13 protein-coding genes are annotated in these 12,834 nt (G+C 69.5%); 4 read left to right on the top strand and 9 right to left on the bottom strand.

Translation table 11 applies throughout. The annotated features are described in order from the left end of the window. Window positions 1-270: 270 nt before the first annotated feature. Window positions 271-2,439, bottom strand: coding sequence for a primosomal protein N' (locus tag IFT82_RS09595; RefSeq protein WP_192126120.1), 2,169 nt, complete (start codon window positions 2,437-2,439; stop codon window positions 271-273). Between the two features lie 74 nt (window positions 2,440-2,513). Here IFT82_RS09595 and IFT82_RS09590 point away from each other — a divergent pair, with 74 nt between their 5' ends. After that, entirely contained in the window at window positions 2,514-3,404 is an 891-nt protein-coding gene (locus IFT82_RS09590; protein ID WP_192126118.1) for a tyrosine recombinase XerC, read from the top strand. Window position 3,405: 1 nt separating this feature from the next. On the opposite strand, the gene IFT82_RS09585 is transcribed toward IFT82_RS09590, so the two are convergent. The 3 genes from IFT82_RS09585 to IFT82_RS09575 all read right to left on the bottom strand — a co-directional run bounded on the left by IFT82_RS09585 (window position 3,406) and on the right by IFT82_RS09575 (window position 5,444). Further along, a complete protein-coding gene (locus IFT82_RS09585) occupies window positions 3,406-4,008 on the bottom strand; it encodes a DedA family protein (RefSeq protein WP_192126116.1) in 603 nt (200 codons plus the stop codon). Between the two features lie 7 nt (window positions 4,009-4,015). Next, window positions 4,016-4,987 carry a glutathione synthase gene (gshB, locus tag IFT82_RS09580; RefSeq protein ID WP_192126114.1) on the bottom strand — a complete coding sequence of 324 codons (972 nt, stop codon included), beginning with the start codon at window positions 4,985-4,987 and terminating at the stop codon, window positions 4,016-4,018. Between the two features lie 76 nt (window positions 4,988-5,063). Next, on the bottom strand, window positions 5,064-5,444 hold the full coding sequence (locus IFT82_RS09575) for a YraN family protein (RefSeq protein ID WP_192126113.1): 381 nt from the start codon (window positions 5,442-5,444) through the stop codon (window positions 5,064-5,066). 134 nt (window positions 5,445-5,578) lie between these two features. On the opposite strand from IFT82_RS09575, the gene IFT82_RS09570 reads away from it, so the two are divergent. Together IFT82_RS09570 and IFT82_RS09565 are read left to right on the top strand one after the other, a co-directional pair. Continuing rightward, a complete protein-coding gene (locus IFT82_RS09570; protein WP_446740956.1) occupies window positions 5,579-6,361 on the top strand; it encodes a helix-turn-helix domain-containing protein in 783 nt (260 codons plus the stop codon). A gap of 203 nt (window positions 6,362-6,564) precedes the next feature. Continuing rightward, window positions 6,565-6,861: a hypothetical protein gene (locus tag IFT82_RS09565; protein ID WP_207105772.1), complete on the top strand. Its 297-nt coding sequence runs from the start codon at window positions 6,565-6,567 to the stop codon at window positions 6,859-6,861. Between the two features lie 3 nt (window positions 6,862-6,864). Here the strand turns inward: IFT82_RS09565 and rsmI are convergent, their stop codons facing one another. Further along, on the bottom strand, window positions 6,865-7,719 hold the full coding sequence (gene rsmI, locus IFT82_RS09560) for a 16S rRNA (cytidine(1402)-2'-O)-methyltransferase (RefSeq protein ID WP_446740955.1): 855 nt from the start codon (window positions 7,717-7,719) through the stop codon (window positions 6,865-6,867). Between the two features lie 10 nt (window positions 7,720-7,729). On the opposite strand from rsmI, the gene IFT82_RS09555 reads away from it, so the two are divergent. After that, on the top strand, window positions 7,730-8,932 hold the full coding sequence (locus IFT82_RS09555; RefSeq protein ID WP_192126104.1) for a penicillin-binding protein activator: 1,203 nt from the start codon (window positions 7,730-7,732) through the stop codon (window positions 8,930-8,932). Between the two features lie 28 nt (window positions 8,933-8,960). On the opposite strand, the gene trhO is transcribed toward IFT82_RS09555, so the two are convergent. From trhO to hrcA, 4 genes are all read right to left on the bottom strand, one after another. Then, complete coding sequence (gene trhO, locus IFT82_RS09550) at window positions 8,961-9,890, bottom strand: oxygen-dependent tRNA uridine(34) hydroxylase TrhO (RefSeq protein ID WP_192126102.1); 930 nt, start codon at window positions 9,888-9,890, stop codon at window positions 8,961-8,963. Further along, the gene (locus IFT82_RS09545; RefSeq protein ID WP_192126100.1) at window positions 9,887-11,110 is read right to left on the bottom strand and encodes a threonine synthase; all 1,224 of its coding nucleotides are present in this window, start codon (window positions 11,108-11,110) and stop codon (window positions 9,887-9,889) included. The genes trhO and IFT82_RS09545 overlap by 4 nt, the downstream gene beginning before the upstream one ends. Before the next feature lie 94 nt (window positions 11,111-11,204). Further along, the gene (gene grpE / locus IFT82_RS09540) at window positions 11,205-11,759 is read right to left on the bottom strand and encodes a nucleotide exchange factor GrpE (protein ID WP_192126098.1); all 555 of its coding nucleotides are present in this window, start codon (window positions 11,757-11,759) and stop codon (window positions 11,205-11,207) included. 15 nt (window positions 11,760-11,774) lie between these two features. Next, on the bottom strand, window positions 11,775-12,827 hold the full coding sequence (gene hrcA, locus IFT82_RS09535; RefSeq protein WP_192126096.1) for a heat-inducible transcriptional repressor HrcA: 1,053 nt from the start codon (window positions 12,825-12,827) through the stop codon (window positions 11,775-11,777). Window positions 12,828-12,834: the final 7 nt, after the last annotated feature.

The raw sequence follows: 12,834 nt of genomic DNA, 5'->3' as shown, positions 1-12,834 counted from the left end.
TCTGCGGGTCACCGCCGGTTTCCCGTCATCGCGAGCGCAGCGAAGCGATCCAGAGGCCCCGCGCGCGGCGCTGGATCGCTTCGCTGCGCTCGCGATGACGATAGCTTGAGTACATAAGTCCGGTACGACATTGGCAAGGGGCTGTCCTACATCAGCGCCTTCCGCCATGACGACCACGCCTTTCCATAGAAGGTACGGCGCAAGGTCGGGACGGTGCGCGAACACCCCTGTAGGATGCGACGTTCGTGACTTTCCGTGTGACTTTCCGCGTCACAGGAAGCTGTACGGATCGACGTCCACCGTTACCCGCGCCTTGCTGGGCCATGTCAGCGCGCCCAGCCATTCGCGGATCACGTCCTGCACGTCCAGCGCGCGGCGGGCATGGACCAGCAGACGGTAACGGTGCCGCCCGCGCAACATCGCCAGCGGCGCGGGGGCGGGGCCGTACACCGCCATCCCCTCCACCGTCGGCGCGGAGCGGCCGACCAGCAGCGCGGTCTCGTGCGCGCAGGACTGCTCCTCCGAACTGACCACGATCGCGGCATATCGCCCGAACGGCGGCGCCCCGGCATCGCGGCGTGCCTCGGTCTCGGCCTCATAGAAGGCATCGCCGTCGCCGGTCACCAGCGCCTGCATCACCTGCGCCTTGGGGCTATGCGTCTGGATGAAGACGCGGCCGGGCTTGGCCCCGCGCCCGGCGCGGCCCGATACCTGCCTGATCTGCTGGAAGGTCCGCTCCGCCGCGCGCAAGTCGCCGCCCTCCAGCCCCAGATCGGCATCGACCACCCCGACCAGCGTCAGGTTGGGGAAGTGATATCCCTTGGTGACGAGCTGCGTGCCGACCACGATGTCGATGTCGCCCGCCTCCATCCGCCCGACGAACTCCGCCGCCTTGGCCGGCGACCAGATCGTATCGCTGGTGACCACCGCGGTCTTCGCCTCCGGGAACAGCAGCGCCACCTCGTCCGCGATCCGCTCGACCCCGGGGCCGCAGGCGACCAGCGAATCCTCCGCCTTGCATTCGGGACAGACCTTGGGCGTCGGCATCACATGCCCGCAATGGTGGCAGGCGAGGCGCCGGGTCAGCCGATGCTCGACCATCCACGCGGTGCAATTGGGGCACTGGAACCGGTGGCCGCACGACCGGCACAACGTCAGCGGCGCATAGCCGCGTCGGTTGAGGAACAGCAGCGACTGTTCGCGCTTCGCCAGCGTCTCGGTCATCGCCTCGACCAGCCGCGGGCTCAGCCAGCGGCCGCGTTCGGGCGGTTCGTGGATCAGGTCGATCGCGGCGATCGCCGGCATCTCCGCCGCGCCGAACCGCTTCGGCAGTTTCAGCTCGGCATAGCGGCCCAGCGCCACCTGCTGGCGCGTCTCGATCGCCGGCGTCGCGCTGGCGAGGATCACCGGGCATTCCTCGAACTTGCCACGCATCACCGCCACGTCGCGGGCATGGTAATGAACGCCCTCTTCCTGCTTGAAGCTGGTTTCGTGCGCCTCGTCGACCACGATCAGCCCCAGGTTGCGATAGGGCAGGAACAGCGCCGATCGCGCCCCCACCGTCACCAGCGCCTCGCCGCTGGCGATCGCCCGCCATGCCCGGCGGCGCTGGGTGGAACGCAGCCCGGAATGCCACGCCACCGGCTCGCAGCCGAACCGGTCGTGGAAGCGTTTCAGGAACGGCTCGGTCAGCGCGATCTCGGGCAGCAGCACGATCGTCTGCCGGCCCTGTCGGATCGCCGCCGCCACCGCCTCGAAATACACCTCGGTCTTGCCCGATCCGGTGACGCCGTCGAGCAGGGTCGGCTCGAACCGGTGCGCGGTCACGCCGGCGGCCAGCGTGTCGGCGGCGGCGCGCTGTTCGTCGGACAGCGTCGGTGCGCCGTGGCCGGGATCGGGGACGGGATAGGGGCTGTCGATGTCGACCGTCACCGCCTCCAGCACGCCCGTCTTCACCAGACCGCGGATCACCGAGTCCGATACGTCGGCGATGCCCGCGAGTTCGCGGATCAGCCCCTGCCGGTCGCCGATCCGCTCCAGCGCCTGTTCGCGCTGCGGGGTCAGGCGGGCGGGCACCTCGCCGGTGGCGCGATATTCGGTGACGGTGCGCGCCCCCTCCAGCGCGGAGGTGGAGGCAAGGCACATGCGCAGCACCGCGGCGGGCGGCGCGAGGTAATAGCCGGCGGTCCATTCCACCAGCCGGCGCAGCGCCGGGCGCAGCGGCGGTACGTCGGCCACCGCCAGCAGGGGGCGCAGCCGGTTGTCGCCCACCTCCGCGTCGGACGGCATCCGCTCCGCCTCCCACGCCACGCCCAGCAACTGGCGGGGGCCGAGCGGGGCGACCACGATCGACCCCGGCTCCACCGTCATGCCATGCGGCACGCGGTAGTCGAGGGGGCCGAGGGCGGCATTGAGCAGGAGGACACGGGCGCGGGACATGCCCGCTGCATATGGGGGTAAGCGCGCGCGAGGTGAAGCGTGGCGTCGCGGGCGATGCGGTGGCATGACGGGGCATGGCCGCTCTGCCTCATCCCCTTGCCGCCGATTGGGCGGCGCATCTGGCGCGCGATCGACGGCGGTCGGCGCATACCGTGCGCGCCTATCATGCGACGGCGGATCGGCTGCTGGCGTTCCTGACCGGGCATTGGGGAGGGAATGTCGACGCCGCGCGGCTGGCGGGAATCGAGGCGGCGGACCTGCGCGCGTATCTGGCGCACCGGCGCGGGGCGGGGCTGGGCAATGCATCGGCCGCGCGCGAATTGTCGGCGGTGCGGGGGTTCCTGGCATGGGCGGGGACTGCGGGGCCCCGGCTGCGCGGACCACGCGTGGCCAAGGGTATTCCCCGGCCGGTCGCGCCCGCCGATGTGATCGCGCTGGCGGAGGAAGTGGCGGACGAGGCGCGCGAGCCGTGGATCGCCGCGCGCGACTGGGCGGTGCTGTTGCTGCTGTACGGCGGCGGCCTGCGGATCGGCGAGGCGATCGCGCTGACCGGCGCGGCGCTGCCACTGGGCGAGACGCTGACCGTCACCGGCAAGCGCGCGAAGACGCGGATCGTGCCGTTGCTGCCGCAGGTGCGGACGGCGATCGAGGACTATGTCCGCCTGTGCCCCTGGCCGATCGGGCGGGACGAGGCGCTGTTCCGGGGGTTCCGGGGCGGGCCGCTGGCACCCGCGATCATCCGCCGGTCGGTGCGGGGCGCGCGCGGGCGGCTGGGCCTGAACGAGCGGACCACGCCGCACGCGCTGCGCCACAGCTTCGCGACGCATCTGCTGGGGCGCGGCGCCGATCTGCGCGCGCTGCAACAGCTATTGGGTCATGCCAGCCTGAGTTCGACGCAAGTCTATACCGCGGTCGATGCGGCGCACCTGCTCGACGTCTATCGCCACGCGCATCCGCGCGCCTGAGTTATCCCGTCCGGGGCCGCCAGGTGATGACACGGTAGATATAGAACACCACGATCGCCACCGTCAGCGCGATCGCCAGCGGCCCGACATAGCGGTCCAGTTCCTGAAAGCGCCGGTCAAGGTACAGACCGGCCGCCGCCAGAACGGTGTTCCAGATCGCCGATCCGCCCGCCGTCGCGATCAGGAACCGCCAGCGCGGCATCCGCGCCATGCCGGCGGGCAGCGACACCATCGTCCGGAACGTCGGCATGAAGCGGAACACGAACACCACCCAGCCGCCGCGATCGTGGAAGAAACGGGTGATGCGTTCCACATCCTCCCACTCCACCGTCAGCCAGCGGCCCCAGCGATCGACAAAGGGGCGCAACCCCTGATAGCCGAACCGCCGCCCGATCCAGTACCAGACATAATTGCCCGCAACCGTGCCCAGCGTCCCCGCCGCGACCAGCCAGCCGAGCCGCATCTGCCCGCGCGCCACCGCCATGCCGCCCAGGCCCATGATGACCTCCGACGGGATCGGCGGCACGATGTTCTCCAGCGCCATCAGCAGGATGATGCCGAAATAGCCGCCCCAGGCGATCCAATCGAGGATAAACTGCGTCATGGCGCGCTCAACGCGCGCCGATGGCCTTTCGTTCGGCGACCCGGCGTTCGATCGCATCCCAGATCAGCCCGGCGACATCGGTGCCGTCGAACCGCTCGATCGCGACGATGCCGGTGGGGGAGGTGACGTTGATCTCGGTCAGCCATTCGCCACCAATCACGTCGATGCCGACGAAGATCAGGCCGCGCCGCTTCAACTCCGGCCCCAGCGCGGCGCAGATCTCGCGCTCCCGCGTCGTCAGTTCGGTCTTCTCCGCCGAGCCGCCGACCGCGAGGTTCGAGCGGATTTCGCCTTCGCCCGGCAAGCGGTTGATCGCGCCGACGACCTCGCCATCGACCAGCACGATGCGCTTGTCGCCCTTCGCCACGGCGGGCAGGAACGCCTGCACCATGTGCGGCTCGCGCCAGGTCTGGTTGAACACCTCGATCAGGGCGGACAGGTTGGCGGCATCCGCCTCCACCTTGAAGATCGCCTTGCCGCCATTGCCGTGCAGCGGCTTAATGACGATGGCGCCGTGTTCCGCCAGAAAGGCGCGCGCCTCGTCCAGCGAACGGGTGATGAGGGTGGGTGGCATGAACCGCGCATAATCGAGCACGAACACCTTCTCGGGCGCGTTGCGGACGCTGGCGGGGTCGTTGACCACCAGCGTGCGATCCGCGATCCGTTCCAGCAGGTGCGTGGCGGTGATGTAGCCCAGGTCGAACGGTGGGTCCTGCCGCATCAGCACCACATCCGCCTGTTCGCCGAGATCGAGGCTGACCGGATCGTCGAGCCGGAAGTGATCGCCCGCGACGCGCTGCACCGTCACCGGATGCGCCTTCGCCCACAGCCGGTCACCCGACCAGTTCAGGTCCTCGGCAGCGTAATGGAACAGGCGATGGCCACGGGCCTGCGCGGCCAGCATCAGCGCGAAGCTGCTGTCCCCGGCGATGTTGATGCCGGCGAGCGGGTCCATCTGGACGGCGACGGAAAGGGACATGGGCGACCTTCGCTGGGGAATGGAAGCCGGCAGGTAGGGTGCGGCGGGGGGATTGTCACCCGTCGCGCCACCCGGATCAGGGCATCCACGCATTCTCGATATGCCGGGGGCGCACACCGGGGGCGAGCAGGATCACGTCGACACGGATGTCGTCGCCCGGCCCGGCATAGCGCGGCATCAGCATCTCCGCCGCCGCGGCGACGCGGGCAAGGCGGCGTTCGTCGATCGCCCAGTCCAGTTCGGCAGCGGCCTTGCGCGTCTTGACCTCGACGAAGGCGACCAGGTTCTGCTTGCGCGCGATCAGGTCGACCTCGCCGACGGGTGTCCGCACCCGGCGATCCAGGATGCGCCAGCCCTTCAGTCGCAACCACCACCCCGCCAGCCGCTCGCCCCGCCGGCCCGCAGCCTCGGCGAGGCGGCGGGTATCTGCGGTGCGGGTCGAGGTGGGGCGGGGCATCGGCCTGTTCTGTCGCGTGCGAACCGGCGGCACAAGGGCGGCCGCGACATGGAGCAAGACGATTTCATCCGGGCGGGACCTACAAGTTTTTGGGGGTGGCCGGGACATGGCGGTCGCCTTACGCGCCCGGGGATATGGACATGCCGGCAACCGCAAACCTCTGGGCGCTGACCGAAAAGGAGAAGCAGACGCTTCGGCTGATCGTGCGCGGTTACGATGCCAAATCTGTCGCGCGCAGCCTTGGTCTGTCGGTCCATACGATCAACGAGCGACTCCGCGAAGCACGGCGCAAGATGGGCGTATCAAGCAGCCGCGAGGCAGCGCGCCTGCTGTTCGAGACCGAAGGTGACGGGCGTAGTGCCCCGATCCGCGAATTGTCGGCGGACAAGGAAATCGGGGAAGACCGTGGCCCCGGTCCGATCGATCAGGTCCCGGCGCCGGTGGACGGCGTGGGGCGGGCCTATCGCCATTCCCCGATCATCATCGGAGTGCTTCTCATGACCCTCGCTCTCGGCCTGCTGGCCAGCATCATGGTGCCCAACATGGTACTCGTCCCGGCGTCACCGCCCGCCGCATCCGACGAAGCCGCGCATTCGGCGGTGGTGGATGCCGCGCGCCAATGGCTGGCGCTGTTGGACCAAGGGCGTTGGGACGACAGCTATCGGGCGACCGGCAGCGCGTTTCGCACGCTGAACACCGCGCAGATATGGGCCGACATATCCCGAAAGGTTCGCACGCCGCTCGGCGCCGTGATGTCGCGCACCTTCTTCAGTCAGGAGAACCTTCCCGCCCCGCCCGCCGGATATGAAGTGGTGAAGTTCCGTACCCGCTTCGCCAACAAGGCCGACGCGGTAGAAACGGTGACGCTGGACCGCGAAGACGACCAGTGGCGGGTGGTGGGCGTCACGATCGGCTGAACAGGCGGTGCTTGCGCGCAGGCTCCGGCGTCGGGACGATCCAGAAACTCTCTATGATCCCGGCATTCCAGGACTAGATACGACGCACGATCGGGAGACGGCTGTTGTCTGAGAGGCGTCGAATCGGAATCAGGATGGCCGTCGCGGCTGTGGTCATGACGGCATCGACGACAGCCGATGCATGCCGATGCGTATCACGCAGCGTGCAGGCACGGGCGAAGGCCGCGGATGCGATCGTCATTGCCGATGTCGCCGGGTTCGACGATCGTCGCCCGACCGATCGGACGTTCAAGGTGAGGGTCGTGAAGAGCTGGAAGGCGCGGCTGTCCGGCCCGCTCACGATCCTGAGCGAGGCGACGACCTGTCAGGCCGATCTGCGGCGCGGCACGCGGTACCTGATCTACCTCAAGCGCACGGCCGGCGGCTACCGGACGGACGCGTGCGCCGGCAACCTGCCAGCTGCGCACGCCAGGGCCGCGATCGCGGCGATCGGTCGATAGCGGTCAGTTCTTCATCGCCAGTGCCTTGGCATACAGCGTCTTGCGGTCCAGCCCCAGCGCCTTGGCCACCTCGCTCGCCGCCTGTCCGGCGGGCAGGCGGGTCAGCGCTTCGGCCAGTGCGGTGTCGCCCTCCTCCGCGCTGGCCGGCGGTGCCTCGCCCGGGGGGGCGACGACGATGACGATCTCGCCGCGCGGGGGGGCGTCGGCATAACGGGCGGCCAGAGTGGCGAGGGTACCGGTGACGGCCTCCTCGAATTTCTTGGTGATCTCGCGCGTCACCGCCGCCTCGCGGTCGCCGAGCACGGTCGCCAGCGTGGCGAGGCAGGCGGCAAGGCGGGGACCGGATTCGTAGAGGACCAGCGTGGCGCGCACCGCCGCCACCTCGGCGATCGCATCCGCCCGCGCCTTTTCCTTGGGGGGCAGGAAGCCCAGGAACAGGAAACGGTCGGTCGGCAGGCCGGCCAGCGTCAGCGCCGCCACCGCCGCGCAGGGACCGGGGATCGTGACGACCAGATGGCCCGCCGCGCGTGCATCGCGGACCAGCTTGAAACCGGGATCGGAGATCAGCGGCGTGCCCGCGTCCGACACCAGCGCCACCGCTTCCGTCGCCATCCGGGCGATCAGGCTGGGGCGGACGCCTTCGGCATTATGGTCGTGATAGGGAATCATCGGCCGCTTCACACCGATATGGCGCAACAGGCCGGCGGTGACGCGGCTGTCCTCCACCGCCACCACGTCCGCGCGCGCCAGCACGTCGGCAGCGCGCGGAGAAAGGTCACCGAGATTGCCGATTGGCGTCGCGACGATGTAGAGTCCGGGATCGAGACCGGGACCGGTTGGGATTTCGAGAAAAGACATGGGGATCGTCATGGCAGAGGCCGCCATCTTACCGCAACGTGGATCGACGCGTCGCTCGTCCGCGCGCCGCTGGATAACGCTGGCTGCGGCCTGCGTGCTGTCCGCCTGTTCGACGGTGCTGCCGCGCGGGGTGGAACCGCCGCGACCCGCCGTCACCCGGCCAGCCGCGCCGGTCGCGCCGCCGGTGGTGGAGGCGGGCATCCCCCGCGACGTCGCGCGCAACCGCGTCGCGCTGCTCGTGCCGCTGTCCGGCGGCAATGCGGGGGTGGGCCGATCGATCGCCAATGCGACGATGCTGGCGTTGCTCGATACCCAGAACCAGTCGGTGCGGATCACCAATTACGACACCGCGCCGGGTGCCGCCGCCGCCGCGCAGCGCGCGATCGCCGAGGGTGCGCAACTGATCCTGGGGCCGCTGCTGGCCGAGGACGTGCGCGTGGTGGCGCCCATTGCCAAGGCGGCCGGGGTGCCCGTGCTCAGCTTTTCCAACGACACCGGTGTCGCGGGCGACGGGGCCTATCTGATGGGCTATGTGCCGGCGCAGTCGGTGGAGCGGGTGGTGGAATATGCCCGTTCGCGCGGAGTGACGAGCTTTGCCGGGCTGGTGCCCAACGGCCTGTACGGCGAACGCGCGTCGACCGCGTTCCTGCGGGCGGTCGAAGGGGCGGGGGGGCAGGTCGTCTCGCTCCAGCCCTATGCCCGCGGCACGGTTACGGGCGCGGTGCAGCGACTGGCGGCAAAGGCACCCTATGACGCGGTGCTGATCGCGGACGCCGCCGGCACCGCCGCCGCCGCCGCGCCGCTGGTGAAGCGGGGCAGCGGTGCCGCCACGCGAATCTTGGGTACCGAATTGTGGAACTCGGACGGGGGAACCGCGCGGCCGGCATTGGCGGGCGCATGGTTCGCCAGCGTGTCGAACACCCTGTACCGGCAATATGCCGTGAAATACCGCACCCGCTTCGGCACCGCGCCCTATCGGTTGTCGAGCCTGGGTTATGATGCGGTGTTGCTGACGGTGCGGATCGCGCGCGACTGGCGGGTCGGTTCGTCGTTTCCCGAAGGGAAGCTGCGCGATGCGGATGGTTTTTCCGGGATAGACGGCGCCTTCCGCTTCGGCCGCGACGGCGTCGCCGAACGCGCGCTGGAGGTGCAGGAGGTGCGGGGGAACGCCAATACGGTCGTGTCGCCGGCGCCGGCCGGCTTCGGCAAATAAGGACCGGCTCCGGTCCTTCCCTTTCCCGTCAACCGGGGAGGGAAGGCTCGACCCGCTTGCCGACATGCGTCTCGCCGCGCGCTTCGGCGAGTTTGACCTGCCGGTGCCGCTCGGCATAGCCGGCCTGTCGCGTCGTATCACGCGATCCGTGGCAACCGGGGCATGACACGCCCTCGACGAACAGGGGCGAGGTCCGGTCGTTGGCGCTGACCGGCATCCGGCAGCCACGGCACAGGACATGCGTGCCCGCCGCCAGGCCTTGCCCCACTGCCACGCGCTCGTCGAACACGAAACACTCGCCCTGCCACCGACTGTCGGCGGCGGGCATCTCCTCCAGATAGCGCAGGATGCCGCCATCGAGGTGGAACACGTCGTCAACGCCCTCGCGCTTCAGATAAGCGGTCGCCTTTTCGCAGCGGATGCCGCCGGTGCAGAACATCGCGACGCGCTTGCCCGCCAGATCGTCGCGATGCGCCGCGACCCAAGCGGGGAAATCGCGGAAACTGGCGGTGGCGGGGTCGACGGCGCCTTTGAAGCTGCCGATCGCGACCTCATAGTCGTTGCGCGTGTCGACCACCACCGTGTCGGGATCGTCGATCAGCGCGTTCCAGTCGGCGGGGGCGACATAGGTGCCGACATCGTCCAGCGGATCGATATCCGGGACGCCCATCGTCACGATCTCACGCTTCTCCCGCACCTTGAGGCGATGAAAGGGTATCGCCGCCGCCTCGGCGAACTTGGGGGCGAGATCGGCACAGCCGGGCAGGGCGCGGATCGCCGCCAGCATCGTCTCGATGCCATCGTCGCTGCCCGCGATGGTGCCGTTGATGCCCTCGCCCGCGATCAGCAACGTACCCCGGATGCCCGCCGCCTCCGCCACCGCTTCGAGATGCGCGCGGATCGCCGCCGGATCGGCGAACCGGGCAAAGCGATAGAGCGCCGCGATCCGGACCGTCATAGCGCGTCGAAATCGATCGGTGCGTGCCGGTCCAGCGTCTGCGGCGAGGGGGGCATCGGGTATTTCAGCCCGGTCGCGCAGTTGAACAGCACGACGCGCTCGTCCTCGTCCACCTCGCCGGTACGCAGTGCCTCGCGATACGCCGCCAGCGTCGCGCCACCTTCCGGGCACAGCAGCAGGCCGTCACGCTGCGCACAATCCTCCACCGCCTTCAGGATCGCGGGATCGCCGACGCCCAGTGCCTTGCCCCCGCTTTCCCGCACCGCGCGCAGGATCAGGAAGTCGCCGACCGCGCGCGGCACGCGGATGCCCATCGCGATGGTATGCGCGTCCTCCCAGCGTTCGGCATGTTCCTCGCCCGCCTCGAACGCGCGGACGATCGGGGCGCAGCCCGATGCCTGCACCGCATACATGCGCGGGCGCTTCGAGCCGATCCAGCCGAGCTTCTCCAGTTCGTCGAACGCCTTCCACATACCGATCAGGCCGGTGCCGCCACCGGTCGGATAGAAGATCGCGTCGGGCAGGTCCCAGCCGAACTGTGCTGCCAGTTCCAGTCCCATCGTCTTCTTGCCCTCGATCCGGTAGGGTTCCTTCAAGGTCGAGAAGTCGAACCAGCGGCCCTCTGCGGCACCCTTGCCGACGACCGCGCCGCAATCGTCGATCAGGCCGTTGACCCGCCAGACGCGCGCACCCTGCATCGCGATCTCGCGCACATTGATCTCGGGCGTGTCCTCCGGGCAGAAGACGATCGTCTCGATCCCCAGCCGGCTGGCATAGGCGGCGAGCGCGGCACCGGCATTGCCGTTGGTCGGCATCGCGATCCGGGTGACGCCCAGTTCCTTCGCCATCGCCACCGCCATCACCAGACCGCGCGCCTTGAAGCTGCCGGTCGGCAGTCGCCCTTCGTCCTTGACCAGCACGTTGGCACCGCCGCTGACCGGGATCGGCACCAGCGGGGTCTCGATCTCGCCGAGGCTGACGATATCGCGGGTGTGGCGCACCGGCAGCAATTCGCGCCACCGCCACAGATCGGTCGGCCGCGCCGACAGGGCATCGCGTGACAGAGCCGCGCCGGCGGCGGCCAAGTCGTAGCGGACCAGCAACGGCCGGCCGACGCGCGACAGGCCGTGCAGCCTGTCGGCGTCATAGCGCTCGCCCGTCATCGAACATTCGAGATGGGTGACGAAGCTGGGGCGATCGGCGGTGAGATTGTCGTTCATGGCCAACTCCTTGCCGCCCGGCCGCTGCGAAGTCGAGACGGGCGTCGCCACCGGACCGGCTCCCCGCCCGGCGGGCAAGGGGAGCCGTCCGGGATCAGTCGGGCTTCTTCGCCACCGCGACCAGCGCGGGGCGCAGCAGCCGGTCCTTGATCATGTAACCGGCCTGCATCTCCTGCACGACGGTGCCCGGCTCGGCGTCGCTGGGCATCTCCATCATCGCCTGATGCTTGTTGGGATCGAGCGTCGCGCCCATCGCCTCGATCCGGGTGATGCCGTGGCGGGCCAGCACGTTGTCCAGTTCGCGGCCCGTGGCGTCCAGTCCGGTGACCAGTCCCTTGAACCGGTCGTCCTCGCGCGCATCGGCGGGGATCGCCAGCAGGCCGCGGTGAAGGTTGTCGGCCACCGACAGGATATCGCGCGCGAAGCTGGTCGCGGCATAGGCGCGCGCATCGGTGGCGTCCTTTTCGGCGCGGCGGCGGACGTTCTGGATATCCGCCTGCGCATAAAGCGTGGCCTGCTTCGCCTCGGCCAGCTGGCTTTCCAGTTCGGCGATGCGGGCCTGCGCGGTGTCGTGTTCGGCCACTTCGGGCGCGGCCTCTGCGGTTTCCTCGCGCAGCGTGTCGGTGCCGGTATCGTTCTCGTCGATCATCGATTCTTCCTGTTATCAACCCATCAGGCGGGCAAGCGTCGCCGCGGTGAAATCCACCATGGGCACGACCCGCGCGTAGTTCAACCGCGTCGGCCCGATCACGCCGACCACCCCGATCACCTGACCGCCCGGTCCGCGGAACGGCCGCGCGATCACCGACGATCCCGACAGCGCGAACAACTTGTTCTCTGCACCGATGAAAATCCGGGTCGCCTCGCCCGCACTGGCGGAATCGAGCAGGCTGGCGATCTCCTGCTTGCCGTCGAGATCGTCGAGCAGATCGCGCACCCGGTCCAGATCGGCGGTGGCGGCGTCGTCGATCAACCGGCCCTGTCCCCGCACGATCAGCACCGGGCGGCGATCGCCGTCCTCGCTCCACACCGCCAGTCCGCGTTCGACCAGCGCCCGCGCCGCGCCGTCCAGTGCCGCGCGACGATCGGTCAGTTCCCGCTCCAGGCGTGCCCGTGCCTCCGCCAGCGTCAGGCCGGTCAGGGTCGCGGACATGAAATTACCCGCCTCGACCAGCGCCGATCCCGTCAGGCCGGGTGGCAGATCGAGCACGCGGTTCTCCACCGTGCCGTCCTCCGCCACCAGCACCGCCAGCGCCTGCACCGGCGAAAGCGGCACGAAGCCGATCGAGCGTAGCGTCAGCTCGCGCTTGGGCACCAGCACCAGCCCCGCGCACGCCGACAGGCCGGACAGCGCGGCGGTGGTGGCGGCTAGCGCCTCTTCCACCGGGCCGCCGCGACCGGCGTTGCGGCCGATCTGCGCCTCGATCTGCGCGCGCTCGTCCGCGCTGGGTTCGGTCGCCTGCATCATGCCGTCGACGAACAGGCGCAGGCCGCGTTCGGTCGGCCGGCGGCCGGCGGAGGTATGCGGGGATTCGAGCAGCCCCAGCGATTCCAGTTCACCCATCACGTGCCGGATCGAGGCGGGCGACAGGTTGAGCCCGGAGGCGAGCGCGATCGTCTTCGACCCCACCGGCACGCCGGACATGATATACCCGTCCACCACCGCGCGAAAAATCTCGCGCGCCCGGTCGGTCAGTTCGGCGACGGGTGGTCCCATGCCCATG

This window comes from Sphingomonas sp. CFBP 8760 (assembly GCF_014841615.1).
In the GTDB taxonomy this organism is placed as follows: domain Bacteria; phylum Pseudomonadota; class Alphaproteobacteria; order Sphingomonadales; family Sphingomonadaceae; genus Sphingomonas.
The sequence above is the reverse complement of the archived record's forward strand: the minus strand, read 5'-3'. Positions and strand labels throughout refer to the sequence as shown.